This is a genomic window from Thermodesulfobacteriota bacterium, from assembly GCA_040756475.1.
GTDB lineage: Bacteria > Desulfobacterota > Deferrisomatia > Deferrisomatales > JACRMM01 > JBFLZB01.
Genome location: JBFLZB010000017.1, coordinates 1 through 21,216 on the forward strand (window position 1 = coordinate 1; position 21,216 = coordinate 21,216).

18 protein-coding genes and 1 tRNA gene are annotated in these 21,216 nt (G+C 69.6%); 14 read left to right on the forward strand and 5 right to left on the reverse strand.

Going from position 1 to position 21,216, the window contains the following annotated elements; translation table 11 throughout:
* Positions 1-273 precede the first annotated feature (273 nt).
* The 3 genes from rpmA to AB1578_04085 form a co-directional block, all read right to left on the reverse strand.
* Positions 274-555 (reverse strand): 50S ribosomal protein L27, encoded by a 282-nt coding sequence (rpmA, locus tag AB1578_04075; protein MEW6487080.1) that lies wholly within the window; start codon positions 553-555, stop codon positions 274-276.
* Between the two features lie 36 nt (positions 556-591).
* Positions 592-903, reverse strand: coding sequence for a 50S ribosomal protein L21 (rplU, locus tag AB1578_04080; GenBank protein MEW6487081.1), 312 nt, complete (start codon positions 901-903; stop codon positions 592-594).
* A gap of 338 nt (positions 904-1,241) precedes the next feature.
* Positions 1,242-3,263: an AsmA family protein gene (locus AB1578_04085; protein MEW6487082.1), complete on the reverse strand. Its 2,022-nt coding sequence runs from the start codon at positions 3,261-3,263 to the stop codon at positions 1,242-1,244.
* 363 nt (positions 3,264-3,626) lie between these two features.
* Between AB1578_04085 and AB1578_04090 the strand changes: the two genes are divergently transcribed.
* From AB1578_04090 to pnp, 14 genes are all read left to right on the forward strand, one after another.
* Positions 3,627-3,703, forward strand: a tRNA-Arg gene (locus AB1578_04090).
* 436 nt (positions 3,704-4,139) lie between these two features.
* Positions 4,140-5,339 carry a homocysteine biosynthesis protein gene (locus tag AB1578_04095; GenBank protein ID MEW6487083.1) on the forward strand — a complete coding sequence of 400 codons (1,200 nt, stop codon included), beginning with the start codon at positions 4,140-4,142 and terminating at the stop codon, positions 5,337-5,339.
* Positions 5,340-5,378: 39 nt separating this feature from the next.
* Positions 5,379-6,209, forward strand: coding sequence for a UPF0280 family protein (locus AB1578_04100; GenBank protein MEW6487084.1), 831 nt, complete (start codon positions 5,379-5,381; stop codon positions 6,207-6,209).
* A 20-nt stretch (positions 6,210-6,229) separates the two neighbouring features.
* Entirely contained in the window at positions 6,230-6,679 is a 450-nt protein-coding gene (locus AB1578_04105) for an NIL domain-containing protein (protein ID MEW6487085.1), read from the forward strand.
* Between the two features lie 149 nt (positions 6,680-6,828).
* Complete coding sequence (locus AB1578_04110; GenBank protein ID MEW6487086.1) at positions 6,829-8,136, forward strand: TolC family protein; 1,308 nt, start codon at positions 6,829-6,831, stop codon at positions 8,134-8,136.
* Positions 8,137-8,309: 173 nt separating this feature from the next.
* Positions 8,310-8,828, forward strand: a complete 519-nt coding sequence (gene rimP, locus AB1578_04115) for a ribosome maturation factor RimP (GenBank protein ID MEW6487087.1) — start codon at positions 8,310-8,312, stop codon at positions 8,826-8,828.
* 48 nt (positions 8,829-8,876) lie between these two features.
* Positions 8,877-10,271, forward strand: a complete 1,395-nt coding sequence (gene nusA, locus AB1578_04120; protein ID MEW6487088.1) for a transcription termination factor NusA — start codon at positions 8,877-8,879, stop codon at positions 10,269-10,271.
* 95 nt (positions 10,272-10,366) lie between these two features.
* Positions 10,367-12,793, forward strand: a complete 2,427-nt coding sequence (infB, locus tag AB1578_04125; GenBank protein MEW6487089.1) for a translation initiation factor IF-2 — start codon at positions 10,367-10,369, stop codon at positions 12,791-12,793.
* A 22-nt stretch (positions 12,794-12,815) separates the two neighbouring features.
* Entirely contained in the window at positions 12,816-13,103 is a 288-nt protein-coding gene (locus AB1578_04130; protein ID MEW6487090.1) for a DUF503 domain-containing protein, read from the forward strand.
* Between the two features lie 128 nt (positions 13,104-13,231).
* Positions 13,232-13,594, forward strand: coding sequence for a 30S ribosome-binding factor RbfA (rbfA, locus tag AB1578_04135; protein ID MEW6487091.1), 363 nt, complete (start codon positions 13,232-13,234; stop codon positions 13,592-13,594).
* A complete protein-coding gene (locus tag AB1578_04140) occupies positions 13,569-14,570 on the forward strand; it encodes a bifunctional oligoribonuclease/PAP phosphatase NrnA (protein ID MEW6487092.1) in 1,002 nt (333 codons plus the stop codon). The genes rbfA and AB1578_04140 overlap by 26 nt, the downstream gene beginning before the upstream one ends.
* A 6-nt stretch (positions 14,571-14,576) precedes the next feature.
* Positions 14,577-15,464 carry a tRNA pseudouridine(55) synthase TruB gene (gene truB / locus AB1578_04145; GenBank protein MEW6487093.1) on the forward strand — a complete coding sequence of 296 codons (888 nt, stop codon included), beginning with the start codon at positions 14,577-14,579 and terminating at the stop codon, positions 15,462-15,464.
* Between the two features lie 297 nt (positions 15,465-15,761).
* Positions 15,762-16,031: a 30S ribosomal protein S15 gene (gene rpsO / locus AB1578_04150; GenBank protein MEW6487094.1), complete on the forward strand. Its 270-nt coding sequence runs from the start codon at positions 15,762-15,764 to the stop codon at positions 16,029-16,031.
* A 66-nt stretch (positions 16,032-16,097) separates the two neighbouring features.
* Positions 16,098-18,254, forward strand: coding sequence for a polyribonucleotide nucleotidyltransferase (gene pnp, locus AB1578_04155; GenBank protein ID MEW6487095.1), 2,157 nt, complete (start codon positions 16,098-16,100; stop codon positions 18,252-18,254).
* 330 nt (positions 18,255-18,584) lie between these two features.
* Here pnp and AB1578_04160 read toward each other — a convergent pair whose 3' ends face one another.
* Positions 18,585-20,330, reverse strand: coding sequence for an adenosylcobalamin-dependent ribonucleoside-diphosphate reductase (locus AB1578_04160; GenBank protein MEW6487096.1), 1,746 nt, complete (start codon positions 20,328-20,330; stop codon positions 18,585-18,587).
* Between the two features lie 275 nt (positions 20,331-20,605).
* Entirely contained in the window at positions 20,606-21,133 is a 528-nt protein-coding gene (gene cobO, locus AB1578_04165; protein MEW6487097.1) for a cob(I)yrinic acid a,c-diamide adenosyltransferase, read from the reverse strand.
* Positions 21,134-21,216 lie beyond the last annotated feature (83 nt).

A 21,216-nucleotide genomic window follows, 5' to 3' on the forward strand; every position in this document is an offset into this window, starting at 1 on the left:
CGATGAACTTCATGTCACGTCCCTCGTGGGGAGGAAAACCCCACGCTCAAACGAATCCTGCGGCGGGGTACCGGGCGGGGGTAGCGGAGTGGAGCGCGGCGACCGCCAGCAGCCGCAATTTCGCATCGCGCGGAGCGCAGTCGCCCCCGCCCGGTGCCCCGCCGCACCACGGACGCCACGGGCCGCCGCTTCCGCCCTGACGCACGACGGCCCGGAGGGCTTCGCGCCGCGTCCGGGCCGGGTCGTGTGGGGGGAACCGGGGAGCTGCGCGTCCTAGGCCGCACCCTCCGGAGCAGGAACCACGCTGGCCACCTTCTTGAGCCGCTTGCCCCCGCGCCCCTGGGTCTCGTACTTCACCACCCCGTCCACCAGGGCAAACAGGGTGAAATCCTTGCCGAGCCCCACGTTGGCGCCGGGATGGATCTTGGTTCCGAGCTGCCGCACCAGGATGTTGCCGGCCCGAACCACCTGTCCGCCGAACCGCTTCACGCCCCGGCGCTGGCCGCGGCTGTCGCGCCCGTTCCGGGAACTGCCCCCTGCCTTCTTGTGTGCCATGGGTCCTTCTCCTCCGAATCCGGAACGGCCGGATCCTCAAGCCTCGATGGCGCTCACCTTGACGCCGGTGTACCACTGCCGGTGCCCCTGCTTGCGGCGGTACCCCTTGCGGCGCTTCATCTTGAAGACGATGATCTTCTTCTCGCGGCCCTGCTCCACGATCGTGCCCTTGACCCGGGCGCCTTCCACCACGGGCCTGCCCAGGGTCAGCTCCCCGTCCTTCGAGACGAGCAGCACCTGGTCGAAGACGATCTCCTCGCCCACGGCCCCGGGGCACTTCTCCACCTTGAAGAAGGTGCCCTCGCCGACCGTGTACTGCTTTCCTCCGGTCTTCACCACTGCGTACATGGGTCCTCCAGAAAAGCCCCCGGGGGGGCCGCCGGGATACGGGGAAAACGGGAGGATAGTGAACCGGGGGGGCGGGTGTCAACCGGAAAACGGCGCCAGGAACCACCACCTGGGTAGCAAGCTGGGTCCGGGAGCCCTTGCGCTCCGCCCCGCAATCCGCGATGTCCTGAGGCCGCGGATCCGAGGGAGCCGGTGCGCCGAGCCTCACTGATTTCGGCCGAGCTGCCGCCGTTCGGTCGAGGGGGCACGGGGCTGCGCTCCAGGACTCCCGGACCCCGCCCCAAGAATTTGGTGGTGGATACTGGAGCGGCGGCAGCGGGCATCGCCCCCTGCGCCCCCTATCTCCCCAGGAGCCTTCGCAACCCCTCCTGGAGCTGCCCCTTCTCCTCCTCTCCCACGGGCAGCTTGTCCAGCACCTTCTCCTCCAGGACCCTTTCGACCTTTCCCCCCACAGCCCGGGCCGCCGCCTCCCTGAGCCCCTCGGCGTCGAGGCCGTAGGAAGGCGCGTCCACAGTGCCCCGCAGGCGCAGGGGGAGCCGCGACCAACCCTGGGCGTCCGTCACGGCCGCCAGGGTATTGGGCTCCCGCACCAGCCGGGCCGCGAGCTCCCGGGGCAGGGCCACGGCCAGGCGCAGATCCAGGGCCCGGTCGGTCAGCCCCACGGTGCCGGTGGCCGTGGCCTGGAGGTTGGGGCCGCTCAACACGAGGGACTTCACCTGCCCCACCCCCTCCGCGGTCTCCACGTCCGCCCGGAGGCTGTAGAAGTTCAAGGTCTCCAGCTCCTTCACCTGGAAGAGGGCCGCCAGGTTCTGGGCGAGGGGGTGGTTGAGGATCTTCCCGTCCTTGGCCTCGGCCTGGGTCTGGGAGCGCAGCGTGGCGAGATCGCCCCCCAGGCCCTGTGCCCGCAGGGCGAGCCCCAGAGTGCCGGTCAGGGTATCCTTGAAGGCCGGCGCAAACGCGGTCAGGAGTGGGGTGAGTTGGGTGCCGGCGAGGTCCACCCCCGCAGCGAAGGGGGGCCCCGGGTTCTCCAACTCGGCCCGGGCGGTGAGTCGCAGGGTTCCGCCGTAGAGCTGCGCGCCGGCGGGCTCCACCACGAGGACGCCCTTCTCCAGGGCGACCCGGGCCTCCAGGGCCTCGATCGCGGCTCCGCCGACGAGCACCCTTCCGATCCGCACGTCGCCGAAGGCGTCCACCGGAACCGGCGCCGGTTCGGCGGCCCCGGGGGCGGACGCCCCTTGCGCCCCCTGAGTTGCCCCGGGGGAGGCTGGATCGGCCGGGGGAAGCAGAGCCAGGAGCGGGTCCACCCGAAGCTCCTCGGAGGCAAGCACGAAGTCGACCCGCGGGCGCGTGTGGAGGCCCTGGACCTTGGCCTGGGCGCGAACCGTCTGATCCCCAGCCTGCAGATCCAGGCGCCGGACCTCCGCGGTCCCCCCTGCCAGGTCCGCTGCGGCGTCCAGATCGAGCACCACGTCGGTCGCCGGCCCCGCCTCCGCGCCGGAAGACAGCGCCAACCTCGCCACCCGGGCAGATCCCTGTACCGCTGCGTGAGCCCCGCCCGAGAGGGTCACGTCCAGGTCGAGTCCGAAGGTCCCCCCCGCAAACCGCATCCCGTCTCCCATCAGGGGGTTGAGCCCCGGAAGGTCGAACGCCGTCACCGCCACCTTGGCCGCGGTGTCGCCGGTGGCGGGATGGACCGTACCCGCCAGGGAGAAGCGTCCGGCCTCGGCCAGGGGCAGGCGGGCCGAGAGCTCGAAACGCGTCGGCCGGTCCAGGGCGAAGTCGAAGAGGCGCGAGTCGATGGCGTCCAGGACGTACACGCCCGCCGGTTCCCGCTTCTGGTCCTCGAAGGTGATCCGGCCGTTCTCCAGGGAGAAGAGCGCCACCGCGAGCCCCACGGCGCTGCCCTGTGGCGTGGGCTGTCTACCCGGCTCCGCGGCCGGCTCGGCGGGGACCTCCTGGAGCCTGTCCTCACCGCGGGTCAGGAGGTCGTCGATGTCCAGGGTTCCGTCGGCGAGGCGCACCACCCGGATGCGGGGCTCCACCAGGCGCACCTCGTCGATCTGCACCGTCCCCCGCAGCAGCGCCCACAGATTCCAGCGCACTCGGATCAAACCGGCGGAGACCAGGGGCTCGACCGCCCCTTCGGAACGCACGTCGAGCCCCGCGAGCCGGATGCCCGTGAAGCCGGCCCCCGCGTCCGCAATCACGACCCTTCGCCCGAGTTGCGCCTCCAGGGGCGGAACGACCCACGCCAGGATGCGGTCCTTTGTCAGGTAGAGCTTGAGCCCCACCAGCGCCAGGGCCAGAACCAGAACCAGGCAGCCTACCCCCCAGACGAGGATCCTTGCGGGTCGATTCATCGCTATGCTCCTATCTACTTGTTCGCGGACGCGCTTGGCTGCTTGGCGGCCCAGCCGCCTCGCTGCATAGCTGTCCGGCGGCCTGGCTGGCTGGCCGCCAGAATCCACCACCAAAATCTTTGGAGCGGGGTCCGGGAGCCCCGGAGCGCAGCCCCGTGCCACCTCGACCGATCCGCGGCAGCCCGACCGAAACCGGTGCGGCTCGGCGCACCGTCTCCCTTGGAGATGCTCGTTTCGAACGCCGCGGATTGCGGGGCGGAGCGCAGGGGCTCCCGGACCCCGCTTGCCACTCAGGCGGTGGATCGCGGGCCGCCTGGCAGCTTGCATTCCTCGAAGCCCTGTGCTTTACTGGCGCGCCTATTCGGGCGAGTAGCTCAGCTGGATAGAGCGCAGGTCTCCGGAACCTGAGGCCGTGGGTTCGAATCCCGCCTCGCCCACCATTTACCCATCCGGGGCAGTACAGCGAAGGCCGGCGACCCGCTGGAGTAGGGGGTCTTCGGCCTTTTCTGCGTCTGACCGGTTCCGCCCTGCCGCCCGCCCCGCGGCGTTGCCGGAGCCAGGGTGACGCGGGGCAAGGATACAGCCCCGAGGACTTCCCGCAAGCAGGACGAGAGGACGGACCGGACCCCGTGGGCACACGGTCCGAATCGAAATCGACCCCGACGCCGACCGCGATTTCGACTCCGATTTCGATCTTGTCGCGGATCGCGCGGCGCAGCGTAGGGGTTCTCCGAACCCGCTCTCCGCCCAGGCGGTACATCCTGGCCGGCCAACCCCCTGGACCTCTCGACCCGAGTTGAGGGAGACTCGGGCCCGCGGACTCGCAGGGACCTGCCGGCTCCGCCCCCTCCCACACCGCGCCGGAGAACGACCCCCATGCCCGACCGCCCCGCTCCGCAGAAGACCATCCAGGAGATCAACGAGAAGATCCGCTCCGGCAAGGCGGTGGTCGTCACCGCCGAAGAGATGGTGGGCGTGGTGCAAAGCGAGGGGGCCAAAGCCGCCGCGAAGCGGGTGGACGTGGTGACCACCGGGACCTTCGGCACCATGTGCTCGTCCGGGGCATTCCTGAACTTTGGACACACCAGACCCAAGATGAAGGCGTCGAAGGTCTGGCTGAACGAGGTCGAGGCGTACGCCGGCGTGGCGGCCGTGGACTGTTACGTGGGCGCGACCCAGGTGCGGGAGGACGACCCCCTGAACCGGGTGCACCCGGGCCGTTTCGCCTATGGGGGGGGACACGTGATCGAGGATCTGGTGGCGGGGCACAAGGTCACTTTGCGGGCGAGCTCCTACGGCACCGACTGCTACCCCCTGCGGGAGCACCGGGCAGAGATGCGCCTGGCGGACTTTTGGGATGCCCTCCTGGTCAATCCCCGCAACGCCTACCAGAATTACAACTGCGCCGTGAACCTCTCGGACCGCACCATCTACACGTACATGGGAGTGCTCCGGCCCCGCATGGCCAACGCCACCTTCTCTTCGGCCGGAGAGCTCTCGCCCCTGCTCAACGACCCCTACTACTGGACCCTGGGAACGGGCACGCGGATCTTCCTCGGGGGGGCGCCCGGGGTCGTCTCCTGGGCCGGCACCCAGCACGCGCCGGCTGCTCCCCGCAACGCCCGGGGCCTCCCCCGGGGCGGCGCCGGGACCCTCATGGTGACCGGCGACCTCAAGCAGATGGACCCCCGGTTCCTCCGGGGGGCTAGCCTCGTGGGCTACGGCACGAGCCTCATGGTGGGTCTCGGGGTCCCCATCCCCGTGCTCCACGAGGAGCTCGCCTGGCTCACCGGGGTCTCGAATCGGGACATCACCTGCCCCGTGGTCGACTACGGCCGCGACTACCCCCAGGGGGAGGGAGAGCCTCTGGGGGAGGTGACCTACGCGGCCCTCCAGGCCGGCACGATCTCGTTGCGCGGCAGGGACGTGCCGTCCTCGCCCCTGTCGAGCATCCCCATGGCTCGAGAGATCGCAGGAGCCCTGAAGGACTGGATCGCCTCGGGGCACTTTACCCTGGGCGAACCCCAGGTGCCCCTGCCCAGCGTCCCGTGGGGGGGCTTGGGGCATAGGGCATAGGGCGTGGGACATAGGGCAAGCTTGGGTGTCATGGGTCCCATGCCCCCGCCTCCCCGCGCCCTCGGCAACACCGAACGAACCTATCGGCGTTTCGCCGCTGACGGCGTCACCCGGATCCCCTTCCAGGCCCGGGTCGGCACCACAGACCTGTACCTGCTTGCCGATCGGGACCTCACCCGGGCGGCCCGGGAGGCTGCACGCCGATTTCGGACGGAGGTGGAGGTTCACATCGCGGCAGAGCCCGCCTTTGCCACCGCCTTGAAGCCCCTGGAGCCCCCCACCGGGCCCCTGCCGCCCGTCGTAGCTTCCATGTACGCGGCGGCCCGGTCGGCGGGGGTAGGCCCCATGGCCGCCGTGGCCGGGGCCATCGCGGGCGCCGTGGGTCGGGAACTGCGGCTGCATTCCCGGGAGGTGCTGGTGGAAAACGGCGGAGACCTGTTCCTCGATCTGGCGCAGGACGCCGTGGTCGGGATCTTTGCCGGAGGCTCGCCCTTCACCGGGCAGATCGCCCTGCGGGTGCGGGCCCAGAACTCGCCCCTGGGGATCTGCACCTCCTCGGGCACCGTGGGACCGAGCCTGAGCTACGGCCGAGCCGACGCGGCCACGGCGATGGCCCCCGATCCGGCCCTGGCGGACGCCGTCGCCACGGCCCTGGGAAACCGAATCCACGGGCCGGAGGACTTGCAGGCTGCCGTGGAGTGGGCTCGATCCGTTCCCGGAGTCCGGGGAGCCCTGGCCATCCTCGGCGACCGCCTCGCCGCGGCGGGCGAGGTGGAGCTCGTGGAATTGGCTGTTGGCGATTCGCTGTTGGCAGTTGGAAGCCGGGGGGGGTCGTTCCTTACCCAATGGCCAACAGCGAACGGCCAATAGCCCCTTTTCAAGGAGTTTCCATGGAGATCTCGAAAAACGTGCTGCTGGTCTTTCGGCCAGAGGTGATGTACCAGCCGGTGATCTACCGGCTCGCCCGGGAGTTCGACCTCCTCTTCAATATTTTGGAGGCCAAGATCTTTCCTCGGCTGGAAGGACGCCTGATCCTGGAGCTCCGGGGGGATCCCGAGGGAGTGGCCCGGGGCGTGGCCTACCTGGAAGAGGCGGGGGTGGAGGTCACGTCCATCGCGGAGAACATCAGCCGCGACGATGACCGGTGCGTTCACTGCGGCGCCTGCACCGGCGTGTGCCGCACCGGCGCCCTGGCGGTGGAGCGGGGTTCCATGCAGGTGCGTTTTTCTCCGGAGAAGTGCGCCGCCTGCGGCCAGTGCGAGCTCGCCTGCCCCGTCCGGGCCCTGGCCGGCATCAACATCGAGCGCCTGGGGGGAACGGGCATAGAGCAGAGGACGTAGACCAGAGGGCATGGGGCATGGGGCATGGGGCATGGGGCACGGGGCATGGGACTCGACCCACGGCTGCGGGTTCCGGCTGGATCACCCGTTACCCGCAACCCGTCACGCGCCACCCGCAGCCCGCCACGGCATGTTCCGGAGAACACCTCATGAAGCGACGCCACACCGGCATCTTCCTTCTTCTCCTCCTGGCCATTCTCACTGCCAAGCCGACCGCCGCACAGGACGAGGGCGGGCTGACCTTGGACCAGGCGGTTTCCCTGGCATTGGCGGGAAACCACGAGGTGCTCCGGGCCCGGGAGCGCTTGTTCCGCCAGGAGGGACAGATCCAGGAGGTGAAGAGCCAGATCTATCCGCAGGTCGGCCTGGAAGGCAGCTACCGCCGAAGCTACGACGAGAGCTTGCGGGACAGCGGTATCGGCGCCTTCGTGGACCCCGAGGTCGCGGACAGCTGGGTCGCCAGGACGACCCTGCGCCAGCTCCTCTTCAGCTGGGGAAAGGCCTCCACGGCCGTGGAGATCGCCGAAGCCCTCCTGCGGCAGGCGGGCCAGGACGTGGCCAGCTCCGAGCGCGCCGTGGTGCTCCGGGTGCACGAAGCCTTTTACGACCTCCTCCTCACCCAGCGCTTGGTGGAGGTGGCCGAGGAGCGCCTGGCCCAGCGCGAGCGCGTGCTCGACGTGGCGCAGAAGCGGTTCTCGGCGGGGGTCGTCAATGAGTTCGAGGTGATTCGCGCCCGGGTGGACGTGGCCAACGCCCGAACCCCGGTGATCCAGGCCCGCAACCGGGTGCGCCAGGCCAAGGCCGCCCTCAACAACCTGCTGGCGAGAGAGCAGACCGAGCCCGTGGAGGCCCGGGGCGAGCTCACCCATGTTCCCCTCGAGCCCCTGACCCTCGAACAGGTCGTGGAGCGGGCCGTGGCCCGGCGCCCCGAGCTCGCCTCGCTGCGGGTCGCCCGGGAGATCGCCGAGAAGAACCTCGCCATCGCCCGGGCCGAGGACAAGCCCCAGGTGAATCTGGACGCGGAGTACGGCTTCGCGACCCAGCACTTCGAGCACCTGGGCCCCAACCGGGAACGCTGGGGCGCAGGGGTGAGCCTGAGCTTCCCCCTCTTCGACGGCTGGCGCACCCGCGGCTTGGTGGCCCAGGCCCGCAGCCAGGCCCGCGACGCGGACCTGGCTGCCGCCCAACTGCGCCAGGTCATCACCCTGGAGGCGAAGGTGGCCCTCGACGACCTGGGGGAGGCCGAGGAGATCATCCGGGCGTCCAGCCTCAACATCGAGCAGGCCCAAAAGGCCCTCGAGCTCGCGGAGACCTCGTACCGCTACGGAGTGGCCATCCTGCTCGACGTCTCCGACGCCCAGCTCGCCCTGACGGCAGCCCGGACCGACCACGCCCGGGCGCTTCGGGACTACATGCTGGCCAAGGCACGGGTGCTCTCGGTCATGTACCAGCTCTGACGCGCCGGGGGGGCGCAGGTGGGCAGGGGCCCCGGGCACCGGCCGCGCGGCGAGAGTTCCCTCTTTACACCCCGGAAACCCGCTGCTATAGTTCCGCCCTTCGCCCGGGTCCGCAGCAGAAAGTGGGTAGCACGCCCACTTTTTTCATTTGGTGTCCGAGCAACGAGCGGTCTGTGGGCGCCCCGCCCGGGGGGATTCCCGGCACCCGGTTCGCCATGGAACGAGAAAAGACCGTCGAGGCGATCGAAGAGCTCCTGCGCCCTCCCGTGGAGGGCCTCGGGTACGAGCTCGTGGCCGTGCAGCTGCGGCCCGAGCAGGGGCGCCTGGTGCTGCGGCTCCTGGTGGACCGGCCCGGGGGCATTACCCTGGGGGAGTGCGTGGGGATCAGCCGCGAAGTGGGCCCCCACCTGGACGTGGCCGATCTGATCCGGTCGCGCTACGCCCTCGAGGTCTCCTCGCCCGGCATCCTGCGCCCGCTCCGGCGGGCGCAGGACTACGAGCGGTTTCGGGGAGAGCGGGTGGTCGTACGAACCCGGGCGGCCGTGGACGGCCGCAAGACCTTTCGCGGCATCAACCGGGGCCTGGACGAGGAAGGGCTCCTGATGGTGGACGACCGGGACACCGGGCGCCGGCACGCGATTCCTTTGGGCGAGGTGCGGGAGGCGCACCTGGACCCTGACCTCCCGTTCTGAGACACGCAAACCCGGGGGTCTTCCCCCGACGGTGACGGACAGCGAATCATGAAAGACCTCAACCGAGTCATCGAGCAAGTCGTACGCGAAAAGGGCATCGACAGGGAAATTCTGATCGACGCCCTCGAGCAGGCCATGGCCACGGCCGCCCGCAAGAAGCTGGGCAACCGAAACCTCGAGGCCCAATACGACGAAGAAGCGGGTCGGATCAATGTGTTCGAGTACATGACGGTGGTGGAGGAGGTCGAGGACTCCTACACCCAGATCGGCATCGAGGAGGCGCGAGAGAAGTACGATCCCGCCTGTGAGATCGGCGACGAGCTCGGCATTCCCGTGGAGCTCGGGGATCTGAGCCGGATCATCGCCCAGGTGGCCAAGCAGGTGATCATCCAGAAGGTGCGGGAAGCGGAGCGGGACATCACCTACAGCGAGTTCATCGATCGCCGCGGCGAGGTCATCAACGGCATCGTCCAGCGCATGGAGAAGGGCGACCTGATCGTGAACCTGGGGCGCACCGACGCCGTGCTGCCCCACGGCGAGCAGATCCGCAGCGAGCACTACCGCCAGGGCGACCGCATTCGCGCGCTGCTCCTGAAGGTGCAAAAGGAGACCCGAGGGCCCCAGCTCATCCTCTCGCGCACCCACCCGGACTTCGTCAAGAAGCTCTTCGAGCTGGAGGTGCCAGAGGTGCGGGAAGGCGTGGTGGAGATCAAGGCCTGCGCCCGAGAGCCCGGGGAGCGGGCCAAGATCGCGGTCGTCTCCCACGACTCGGACGTGGACCCGGTGGGCGCCTGCATCGGCATGCGCGGGAGCCGGGTCCGGGGGGTGGTGCAGGAGCTCCGGGGCGAGCGGGTCGACATCGTGGTCTGGCACGAAGACCCGGCCATGTACGCGGTCAACGCCCTCTCGCCGGCCCAGATCTCCCGGGTTCTGATGGACGAGGCGCAGCACGCCATGAGCGTGATCGTTCCCGAAGAGCAGCTGAGCCTCGCCATCGGGCGCCGCGGCCAGAACGTGAAGCTCGGCGCCAAGCTGATGGGGTGGAAGCTCGACATCATCAGCGAGGAGGAGAGCCGGCGCCGCGAGGAGGAGAAGGGCAAGCTCCTGCGCCTCCCGGGCATGGATCCCCTCAAGGTCTCTCGCCTGGCCCGGGTCGACGTCCACTCCCTGGAGGGGCTGACCAACGCCTCTCCTGCGCAGATCGCAGAGGTGCTCGGTACCGAGCCAGAAGAGGCCGAACGGCTGCAGGCGGCGGCTCGGGCCGCGTTCGAGGCCGAGGTGATGGCCGCCACCGGCGGGGAAGACCTGGGAGACCTCAAGGAAACGCCGGAGGAAGCGCCGGTCGAGGTTTCCGCGGAGAACGGGGAAGTCGCAGACTCGAGCGAACCGACCTCGGGGGACGCCGACCCGGAAGAACCGGCGGCGACCAGTGAGAAGGCGTAGGGAACCCGTGCAGGCCGCAGGGTAGCGGCCGCGGCCGACGGGTCCCACCGGGCGGGCTCGCGGGACATCGAGAGACATCATCCAGGAAGAAGGGCATGTCAAAGGTTCGCGTATTCGAAGCAGCCAAGGAAAGCGGCCACGAGGTCCAGGATCTCCTGGCCGCGCTCACCAAGCTGGGCGTCAAGGTACGGAGCCACCTGAGCCCCGTCGACGAAGTTGACATCCAGAAGGCGGTCGAGAGCCTGGGCGGAGCCGCGAAGGCTGCCCGCAGGGCCGCCGAACCCACCCAACCTGCCGAGGCGGCGGCCAAGCCCAAGCCCGTGGTCCGGCGCCGCCGCAAGGCCGCCGAGGCGGAAGAAGGGGCGGTGGAGCCGGAGGCTGTCGCCGAGCTCGCGGCGCCCGCGGAGTTCGAAGGACCGCCGGCCCCCGCGGTTCCCGTGGAAGAAACGGCTCCAGAGGGCGAGAAGCCCGTCGCCGAGGCAGCCCCCGGGGAAGCCGAGCCCGTCGCCGAGGCAGCGCCCGAGGAGGCCAAGGAGCCGACCGAGCCCGCCAAGGACGAGTTCGGTCTCAAGGTGGTGCGCTTCATACACCCGCCCCCGGAAGACAAAGCGGCCGCGGCTGCGCCCGTCTACCACATGAACAAGCAGGAGCGCGAAGCCTCGCGGGCTGCGCGAAAGTCCAAGAAGAAGAAGGGCCGGCGGGAAGCGCCCACCGCCAGGCCCGAGCTCCTTCGGGCTCCCCAGCGCACCCAGATCACAGTGCCCAAGGCCAGCAAGCGCCGCATCCGCATCACCGAGGTGATCGGGCTCTCCGACCTCTCCCAGCGGATGGGGGTCAAGGCTACCGAGCTCATCAAGAAGCTCATGTCGCTCGGAGTCCTGGCCACCATCAACCAGACCGTGGACTCCGACACCGCCGCGTTGGTCGCCGCGGAGTTCGGATACGAAGTGGAAAACGTCGCGGTGGCCGAGGAGGAGTTCCTGACCCGGAAGGAGGACCTCCCGGAGGATCTCGAGCACCGGCCCCCGGTGGTCACGGTCATGGGACACGTGGACCACGGAAAGACCTCACTGCTCGATGCCATTCGCAAGACGCGCGTCGCCTCGGGCGAGGCCGGCGGCATTACCCAGCACATCGGGGCCTATGCGGTGGAGACCTCCCGCGGTCCCCTGGTCTTCCTCGACACGCCGGGCCACGAGGCCTTTACCGCGCTGCGGGCCCGGGGCGCCAAGCTCACCGACATCACGGTGCTGGTGGTGGCGGCCGACGACGGCATCATGCCCCAGACCGTGGAGGCCATCGACCACTCCAAGGCCGCCAAGGTGCCCATCATCGTAGCCGTGAACAAGATGGACAAGCCCGAGGCCGATCCGGATCGGGTGAAGCGGGGGCTCACCGAGCACGGCCTGGTGCCGGAGGACTGGGGCGGAGACATCATCTGCGTGCCCGTCTCGGCCAAGAAGGGCACGGGCTTGGACCAGCTCCTGGAGATGATCGCCCTCCAGGCCGAGATCATGGAGCTCACCGCCAATCCCAAGCGTCCGGCGCGTGGAACGGTGATCGAGGCCCGCATCGACCGGGGCCGCGGGCCCGTGGCCACGGTGCTCGTGCAGGAGGGAACCCTGAAGCTGGGCGACATCCTCCTGGCCGGTGCCAACTCCGGGCGCATCCGCTCCCTCACCAACGACCAGGGCAAGCGGGTGAAGGAAGCCGGGCCGAGCATGCCCGTGGAGGTGACGGGGCTCGACGGGGTGCCGACGGCCGGAGAGGCCTTCCTGGTGGTGGACAGCGAGCGCGCCGCCCGCGAAGTGGCCGGGAGGCGGGCCGAGAAGAGCCGGGACGAGGAGATGGCCAAGGCCCGCAAGGTCACCCTGGCCGACCTGCACACCCGCATTGCCGAGGGAGAGATCAAGGAGCTCCCGGTCATCGTCAAGGCCGACGTGCAGGGCTCGGTGGAGGCGCTCACCCAGGCGCTGGAGAAGATCGCCACTTCCGAGGTCAAGATCCGCGTCATCCACGGCGCCGTCGGCGGCATCACCGAAAACGACGTGAACCTCGCCAGCGCCTCCGACGCCATCATCGTGGGCTTCAACGTGCGGCCCGAGGCCAAGGCCGCGGGCCTGGCGGACCAGTCCAACGTGGACGTGCGGCTCTACAACGTCATCTACGACGCCACCGACGACCTGCGCAAGGCGCTGGCGGGGCTGCTGGCCCCCACCCAGCAGGAGCGCGTGCTGGGGCGCGCCGAGGTGCGGCAGACCTTCAAGATCCCCAAGGCAGGCACCGTGGCGGGGTGCTACGTCACCCAGGGCCTGGTCCAGCGCAATGCGAGGCTGCGCCTCCTGCGGGACAACGTGGTGATCTACACGGGCGAGTTGGCGAGCCTCAAACGCTTCAAGGACGACGTGCGCGAGGTGCGCGAGGGGTTCGAGTGCGGCCTCTCCGTCCAGAACTACAACGACGTAAAGGAAGGCGACGTGCTGGAGTTCTTCGTGGTGGAGGAGATCGAGCGAACCCTGTAACCCGGATTCGGAAAGCGGAACCATGGTCGTAGGCCTCGCCACCATCGACCTCTACCTCGCGGGGGTCCAGGGCCTCAAGGAAAAGAGGGGCGTGGTGCGGCGGGTGCTCGAGCGCACCCGGAACCGCTTCCCGGTGAGCGCGGCCGAGGTGGACAACCTCGACCTGCACCAGAAGGCCACCATCGGCTTCGCCGTGGTGAGCAACGACGCGCGGGTGGCGGACTCCATCCTGAATCAGGTGATGGACTACGTGGAGGAGCTCCACCTCGCCGAGGTCACCCGGGCCGACCTGGAGATCCTCCACGTGTAGGGGGAGGGCGCGTTGCATGTTGCGGGATGCGCGTTGGAAGCGAGTCCATCGGGCACGCCGGGACCCGCCTCGACCCCCGACGCGCCACGCGCGACATGCAAGCACCGGCAAAAGGAGCACCACAGGCCATGCAAACCAGGCGCGCGCAGCGGGTCGCCGACAGCTTGCTCCACGAGGTAGCCCAGATCCTGCAAAAAGACGTCAAGGATCCTCGGATCGGCTTCGTCACGCTGACCGGCGCGAAGGTCTCACCCGACCTGCGGGTGGCCACGGTGTACTACACCGTTCTCGGGGAAGAGGAAAACCGGAAGGCCAGCGCCCAGGGCCTCGCCAGCGCCCAGGCGTTCATCCGCCGCGAGGTGGGCCAGCGCCTCAAGCTGCGGCTCGTACCCGACGTGCGGTTCCTGTATGACGACACCATGGCGCAGACCCTGCATGTGCAGGAGCTGCTCGAGGGCCTCTCCCATGCCCCGGAAGAACCCGATCGCTGAGGTCCGGCACGCCCTGCTCTCGGGCAGCCGCTTCCTGATCGTCTCCCATCACAATCCCGACGGCGACGCCATCGGCTCGAGCCTGGCCCTGGCGGCAGGCCTCGGCGCGCTGGGCAAGCACTGCGACCTCCTCAACGCCGACGGCGTCCCGGCCAACCTCTCGTGGCTGCCCCTGGCCGAGAGGGTGCACCTGATGCCGGATCCGGGGGAAATCTACGACCGGGTGGTCCTTCTGGACTGCGGCAGCCCCGACCGGACCGGTTTCGGCGACGAGGTCTTCGGGCACGGCCGGCTCGTGGTCAACATCGACCACCACCCGGGCAACGGGCACTTCGGCGCCGCCAACCTGGTGGACCCGGAGGCCTGCGCCACCACCGAGCTCGTGTACGACGTCTTGCAGGCCCTGCCTGCCCCCATCGGATACGGCGCCGCCACCGCGATCTACACCGGCATCCTCACCGACACGGGGTGTTTCCGGTTCTCCAACACCAACGCCCGGGCCTTCGAGATCGCCTCCCACATGGTAGCCAAAGGGGTAGACGCCGCCGCGGTCTCCCAACTGGTCTTCGACCAGCAGCCCGTGGCCCGTCTGCGCCTCCTGAGCCGGGTCCTGGAGACCCTCACCCTCTCCCCCCGAGACAAGGCGGCGTGCGTCGTGGCCACGCGGAGCATGATGCGGGAGACCCACACCGGGGTGGAGGACGTGGAGGGGTTCGTCAACTACCCCCGCTCCATCTGCGGGGTGGAGGTGGGCCTGCTCTTTCGCGAAGAGGCGCCGGGGCGCTACCGGCTGGCCCTGCGATCCAAGGGGCGGGTGGACGTGTCCGTCATTGCCCGAGAGCTGGGCGGCGGCGGGCACCGAAACGCGTCCGGGGCCACGGTGGAGGGGAGCCTCGACGAGCTCAAGCGGCGGCTCTTCGAGCGCATCGAGCAGGCGCTCGACGAGGAGCTCCTCTGCTGGCGCCGGACCGGTTGACGAGCGGTGTACCCCGAGCCCTGGGGCCTCCTGGTCCTGGACAAGCCGGAGGGCCTCACCTCGCACACGGCGGTGCAGCGCGTGCGTCGCTCCCTGGGGGCTTCCCGGGCCGGACACGCCGGGACCCTCGACCCCCTCGCCACCGGGGTCCTCCTGGTGGGCCTGGGGCGTGCCACGAGGCTCCTGGAGTACCTGGTGGGGCACGACAAGGAGTACCGCGCCCGCATCCGGCTCGGAGAGCGCAGAGACACCCTCGACCGGGAAGGAAGGCTCTTGGAGACCCTGCCGGTCCCCTCCCTGAGCCCCCGCCTGATCGAGGAGGCCCTGGCACGGTTTCGGGGGGCCTTCGTCCAGATTCCCCCCGTATACAGCGCCGTCAAGGTGCAGGGGGTGTCCCTCCACCGAAGGGCCCGGCGGGGAGAGGCCGTGGAGCCCCCCCCCCGCACCGTGGAGATCCACGAGCTCGAGCTCGTGGGCATCGAAGGGCCCGACGTCCTCTTGCGGATCGCGTGCTCCTCGGGAACCTACGTGCGCTCCCTGGCCCGGGACCTGGGGTCGGCCCTGGGGACCGCCGCGGCCCTCTGGGAGCTGACCCGCATCCGCTCGGGCCCCTTTGGGCTGGGGGACGCCCGGTCCCTGGCGGAGGTCGTGGCGGCCGGCCCGGAGGCCTGGCCCTGGGTGCTCCCTGCCGAGCGGATGGCCGACGGTCTCCCCGCGTGCGCGATTTCTGCCGAAGAAGCCCGTGAGATCGCCCAGGGCAGAGCGCTGCACCGCGTCCCGGAGGGCGAAGGGGGGCCCATCGCCCTGTTCGGCCCGGGAGGCACCCTGGTGGCAGTCGCCCGACCCCAGGGGGGCTGCCTCCAGCCGGTGAAGGTGTTTGACGGCGCGGGTTAGAGACCTCCGCGGACCCAAGAGCTGGCGAGGCTGTGCCCCAAACCGCTGAGGCGTGACAGCACCTTTGCCCTTGCCCGATCGAAATCGAAGTCGCGATCGGGGTCGAAATCGATATCGATATCGATGTGGACGGTGCGACGGGTCGATCCCCCCTGCTCTCGGCACATCGCTCGAACCGTCCTTCGCTCCTTTACGGCAGACCCCTGCCTGTGTTAGAAAAGCCGATCATTTGGCGGTTCGCGGGCTGTGCGACGCCGCCTCGACAAACGGAAGAGAGAAGCGAGGAGGATAGAGGACATGGTGATGACCCCGGAAAAGAAGCAGGAAGTGATCGACCAGTACCGGATCCACGAGAACGACACCGGTTCTCCGGAGGTCCAGATCGCGCTCCTGAGCGAGCGGATCAGCTACCTGACCGAGCACTTCAAGCTCCACAAGAAGGACCACTCCTCCCGCCGAGGTCTGCTGAAACTGGTCGGCCAGCGCCGCCGCCTGCTCGACTACCTGAAGAGCAGCGACGTCGAGCGCTACCGCAACGTGATCGACCGGCTCGGCATCCGCAAGTAGACGAACTCCATCCGGCCCGAAAACCCATTCCACAACCCGAGACGGGAGAGTGCTGCATTGTTCGATGTGAAGACCGCCACACTGGAAGTGGGGGGTAGAACCCTCACGATCGAGACCGGCCGACTGGCGCGACAGGCCCACGGCGCCGTGCTGGTAACCTACGGCGAGACCGCCGTCCTCGTAACGGCCGTGGCCGAGGCCGAAGGCCGCGAGGGGATCGACTTCTTCCCCCTCACCGTGAACTTTCAGACCAAGACCTTCGCCGCGGGCAAGATCCCCGGCGGGTTCTTCAAGCGGGAGGGGCGTCCGCCCGACTCCGACACCCTCACCTCCCGGCTCATCGACCGGCCGATCCGGCCCCTGTTCCCCAAGGGCTTCACGAGCGAGACCCAGGTCATCGCCACGGTGCTCTCCCACGACACGGAGAACAACCCCGACATCGTGGGCCTCATCGGGGCGTCGGCGGCCCTGGCCATCTCCGACATCCCCTTCCAGGGGCCCATTGCCGGGGTGCGCATCGGCCACGTCGACGGGAAGCTCGTGGTCAACCCCACCCTGCAGCAGCTCGAGACGAGCCGCCTGAACCTCATCATCGCAGGCACCAAGGACGCCGTGACCATGGTGGAGAGCGGCTCCAAGATGCTCAGCGAAGAGGAGATGCTCGCCGCCATCGAGCTCGGGCACGCCGAGATCCAGCGGCTGGTCGCCCTCCAGGAAGAGCTCGCCCGGGCCGTCGGCAAGCCCAAGCGCACGCTCCCGCCGGCACCCCAAGCAGACCCGGCCGTGGCCGAGAAGGCCGCCGCGTGCTTCGCCGAGCTGGGTGTCGCCGCCTACCAGGAGCGGGACAAGAAGGCCCGCTCCGCCGCCGTACGGGCCGCCAAGGCCGCCCTCGTGGCGTCCCTGGGAGAGGCGGAGAAGCTCAAGGAGAAGGAGTTCAAGGCCGCCTTCGAGGAGGTCGCCAAGAAGCACGTGCGCCGCATGATCCTGGAAAACGGCCGCCGCATCGACGGCCGCGGGCTCGAGGACATCCGGCCCATCGACTGCCAGGTGGGAATCCTGCCCCGCACCCACGGCTCGGCCCTCTTCACCCGGGGCGAGACCCAGGCGCTGGTCGTCCCCACGCTGGGCACCTCCAGCGACGAGCAGCTCATCGACGCCATCGAGGGGTCCTACTACAAGAAGTTCCTCCTCCACTACAACTTCCCGCCCTTCTCCGTGGGCGAGGCCCGTTTCCTGCGGGGCCCCGGCCGCCGGGAGATCGGGCACGGGGCGCTCGCCGAGCGCGCCCTGGAGGCGGTGCTGCCCGCCCACGAGGATTTCCCCTACACCATCCGCCTGGTCTCCGAGGTTCTGGAGAGCAACGGCTCCTCCTCCATGGCCACGATCTGCGGTGGGAGCCTGGCCCTCATGGACGCGGGCGTCCCCGTCTCCGCTCCGGTGGCGGGCATCGCCATGGGCCTCATCCTCGAGGGCGCCCGCTTCGCGGTGCTCTCCGACATCCTGGGAGACGAAGACCACCTGGGCGACATGGACTTCAAGGTGGGCGGCACCCGGGAGGGCATCACGGCCCTCCAGATGGACATCAAGGTCCAGGGCATCACGGTGGAGATCATGCGCACCGCCCTGGAGCAGGCCCGCCGGGGGCGCCTCCACATCCTGGACTGCATGGACAAGGCGCTCACCTCGGCTCGGCCGAGCCTCTCGCCGCTCGCCCCGCGCATCACCGTGATCCACGTGAGCACGGAGAAGATCAAGGACGTCATCGGCCCCGGCGGAAAGAACATCCGCAACATCATCGCCGTGACCCAGACCAGCGTCGACATCGAGGACGACGGGTCGATCCGGATCGCGAGCACCAACGAGGCCCAGACCCAGCAGGCGATCAAGATGATCCGCGACCTCACCCAGGAGGCGGAGGTCGGCAAGGTCTACGACGGGATTGTCCGCAAGATCATGGACTTCGGAGCCTTCGTAGAGATCTTCCCCGGCACCGACGGCCTGCTGCACATCAGCGAGATCGACAAGGAGCGGGTCGCCAACGTGACCGACTTCCTCAAGGAAGGCGACACCGTACCGGTGAAGGTCATCAACGTGGAGGCCAACGGCCGCATCAAGCTCTCCCGCCGGGCAGCCCTCTACCCGGACGAGCCGGGAAGCGCCCCCCGCGAGGGCCGCAGCCCGCCCCCCCAGCGCCGGGGAGACCGGGACCGGCGCCGGAGCTGAGCCAAGAAGCCAGCCGGCAATGCGCAAAGGGCGCGGCGAGAGCCGCGCCCTTTCTCTTTTTGCGCAACCGGGGCCGTGGACGGGATGACAGGATGGGCAGGATGGCGACCGGGCCTTCGGCAACGGCGTCGTCACGGCGCCGCGAGCGCAAACGCGGCTGCGCCTCTGACCGACCGGTCATGTCAGCCCCGATTGCCTTGCCCGATCGGTATCGGTATCGGCATCGGCATGGAGGTCGGGATCGGAATCGGTATCGGGATCGGGGGCGGGATCGATTTCGATTTCGATCTGGACTCTACATCCTGCCCATCCTGTCGTCCTGTCCAGGAGCTACTCGGCACCCGCCTCATGGGCCGAACCCGCGCAGCGGGTGCACCCGTCGCCCACCTCCAGGGGCTGCTCCGGGAGGGAGCCGTAGCGGTAGAGGGTCACGCCCTTGAGCCCCAGGGCGTGGGCCTGGCGAAAGATCCCGGCCACGGTCTCCCGGGGGCTCTCCGCCGGGAGGTTGATGGTCTTGGAGACCGCGTTGTGGGTGTGGGCCTGGAAGGCGGCCTGCATCGCCAGGTGGTCTCCCGGGGCGAGCTCGAAGGCCGTGACGAAGACGCGCCGCACGGCCTCCGGGACCGCCGGGAGGTGACCTACCCTGCCCTCGGCGCGCACCCGGGCTTCCACCCGCTCCAGGGGAGCCCCGCAGGCCGCCAGCGCCGGCCCGAGCAGGGGGTGGAGCCCAAAACTCACGGGACGCCCCTGGATGCGCCGGGTATACGCCAGGCTGAAGAAGGGCTCGATGGAACCGGAGACCCCCGCCAGCACCGCGATGGAGCCCGTGGGCGCCACGGTCGTCACCGTGGCGTTGCGCATGGCCCGAAACCCCCGCTGCTCCCAGCGGCTTCCCGGGAACGCCTCGAAGCTTCCCCGGCGCTCCCCCAGGGCTCGGGACGCCGCGACCCCGGCGGCCTCGATGCGGGCCATGACCTCCCGCCCCAGGGCCCGGGCCTCCGGGGAGGCGTAGGGGATGCCCAGGGCCGCCAGGAGGTCGGCAAACCCCATGACGCCAAGGCCCACCTTGCGGGTGCGCCGGTTGGCCCGCCGGATGGCTTCCACCGGGGGTACCGAGACCTCGATGCAGTCGTCCAGGAACTCCACGGCCAGGCCCGCCGCCGCCTCCAGGGCTCCCCAGTCCAGGGTGCCGCTGCGCAGGAACCGGGGGAGCACCAGCGACCCCAAGGTGCAGGACTCGTAAGGCAGGAGCGGCTGCTCGCCGCAGGGGTTGGTGGCCTCCATGGGCCCGAGGCGCGGAACCGGGTTTTCGCGGTTGACCGCGTCCAGGAAGACCGCCCCCGGGTCCCCGGTGGCCCAGGCCCCCTCCACCAGGGCGTCGAAGATCTCCGCCGCCGGCACGCGACCCCAGACGGCTCCGCCCCGTGGATTGACCAGCTCCACGTCGCCCCCCCGGGCCTGGGCCTGGAAGAACGCATCCGTAACCCCCGCCGAGAGGTTGAAGTTGGCGAACCGCCCCGAGAGCTTGGCCCGGCAGAAGGCCAGGATGTCGGGGTGGTCGATGCGCAGCACCGCCATGTTCGCGCCCCGGCGCCGGCCTCCCTGGCGGATGACCCGGGTCGAGGTGTCGAAGAGCTCCAGGAACGAGAGCGGGCCCGACGCCTGCCCGCCCGTGCTCGCCACGACGTCGCCCTCGGGGCGCAGGCGCGAGAAGGCAAATCCGGTGCCCCCGCCGCTCTTGTGGATGAGGGCCATGTGCTTGAGGGAATCGTAGATGGACTCGATGGAGTCCTCCAGGGGCAGCACGAAACACGCGGCGAGCTGTCCCGAAGGCAGCCCCGCGTTCATGAGGGCCGGGGAGTTGGGGAGGAAGCGCAGGCTGCGCAGCAGGTCGTGGTACTGGTCGGCCCTGGGCTCGGGGCACCCCCCGAACCGCGCCTGGGCTGCCGCCACTCCCGCGGCCACCCTGCGGAAGAAGCCCTCCTCGTCCTCGCAGAGGTCGCCGTCTGGCCCCCGCCTCAGATAGCGAAGGGCCAGGAGCTCCTTTGCCTGGGGAGTCAGCACGGGATAGGTCAAGTCATCCCTCCCGGGCGAGAAGACACGCTGTCTCGATGGGCGGTGCCCACCCTACGGCTCGACCCACCGGCCGCCGCACAACGCTTGGGGGGAGCGGGCCGGGGGTCTCCCCGGAGGCGGCGCAGGCGGCTTTGGGGATGCCCTTGCGGACACGAGATGCCCTTCCCCTCCCGCGCTGGAAGGCCTCGGACCATCCAAGAGCTCACGGGATCCTGCGCCGCCGCAGGGGAGGCCCCCGGCCCGCCCATGGCTCGACGGTCCGAGGCGGGGCCTCGTTAGAACTCGATCCCCTTCTGGGCCTTCACTCCCTTGCGGAAGGCGTGTTTGACCTCCCGCATCTCGGTGACCAGATCGGCGGCCTCGATCACCTCGGGCCGGGCGTCGCGACCGGTGAGCACCAGGTGCACCTGGGGCGGCTTTTCGCGGATGAGCCCGAGCACGCTCTCCACGTCCAGGAGCCCGTAGGCCACCGCGTAGTTCGCCTCGTCGAGGATCACCATGTCGTAGGCGCCGGAGAGCACCTTCTCCCGCGCCGCGGCGAAGGTCTCCCGGGCCAGGGCAACGTCTTCGGGATGGGGCTCCTTCCCCCCCAGGGCCACGAAGCCCCTGCCCATGGGGCGAATCTCGAAGCCCGGGAGGAACTCGGGAGCACGAAGCTCCCCGTACTTCCACGACCCCTTGATGAACTGGACCATGGAAACCTTCAGGCCCTGCCCCACGGCCCGCAGGGCCAGACCCAGGGCCGCCGTCGTCTTTCCCTTGCCGTTGCCCGTGTGAACGATCACCAACCCCTGTCGCGCCATGGCCGCTCCCTCGGTTCTTCCCGAATCAAGCCCATCCGGCGGATCCGACCGATCCGACGAAGCCACCGTCACCCGTCACCGGC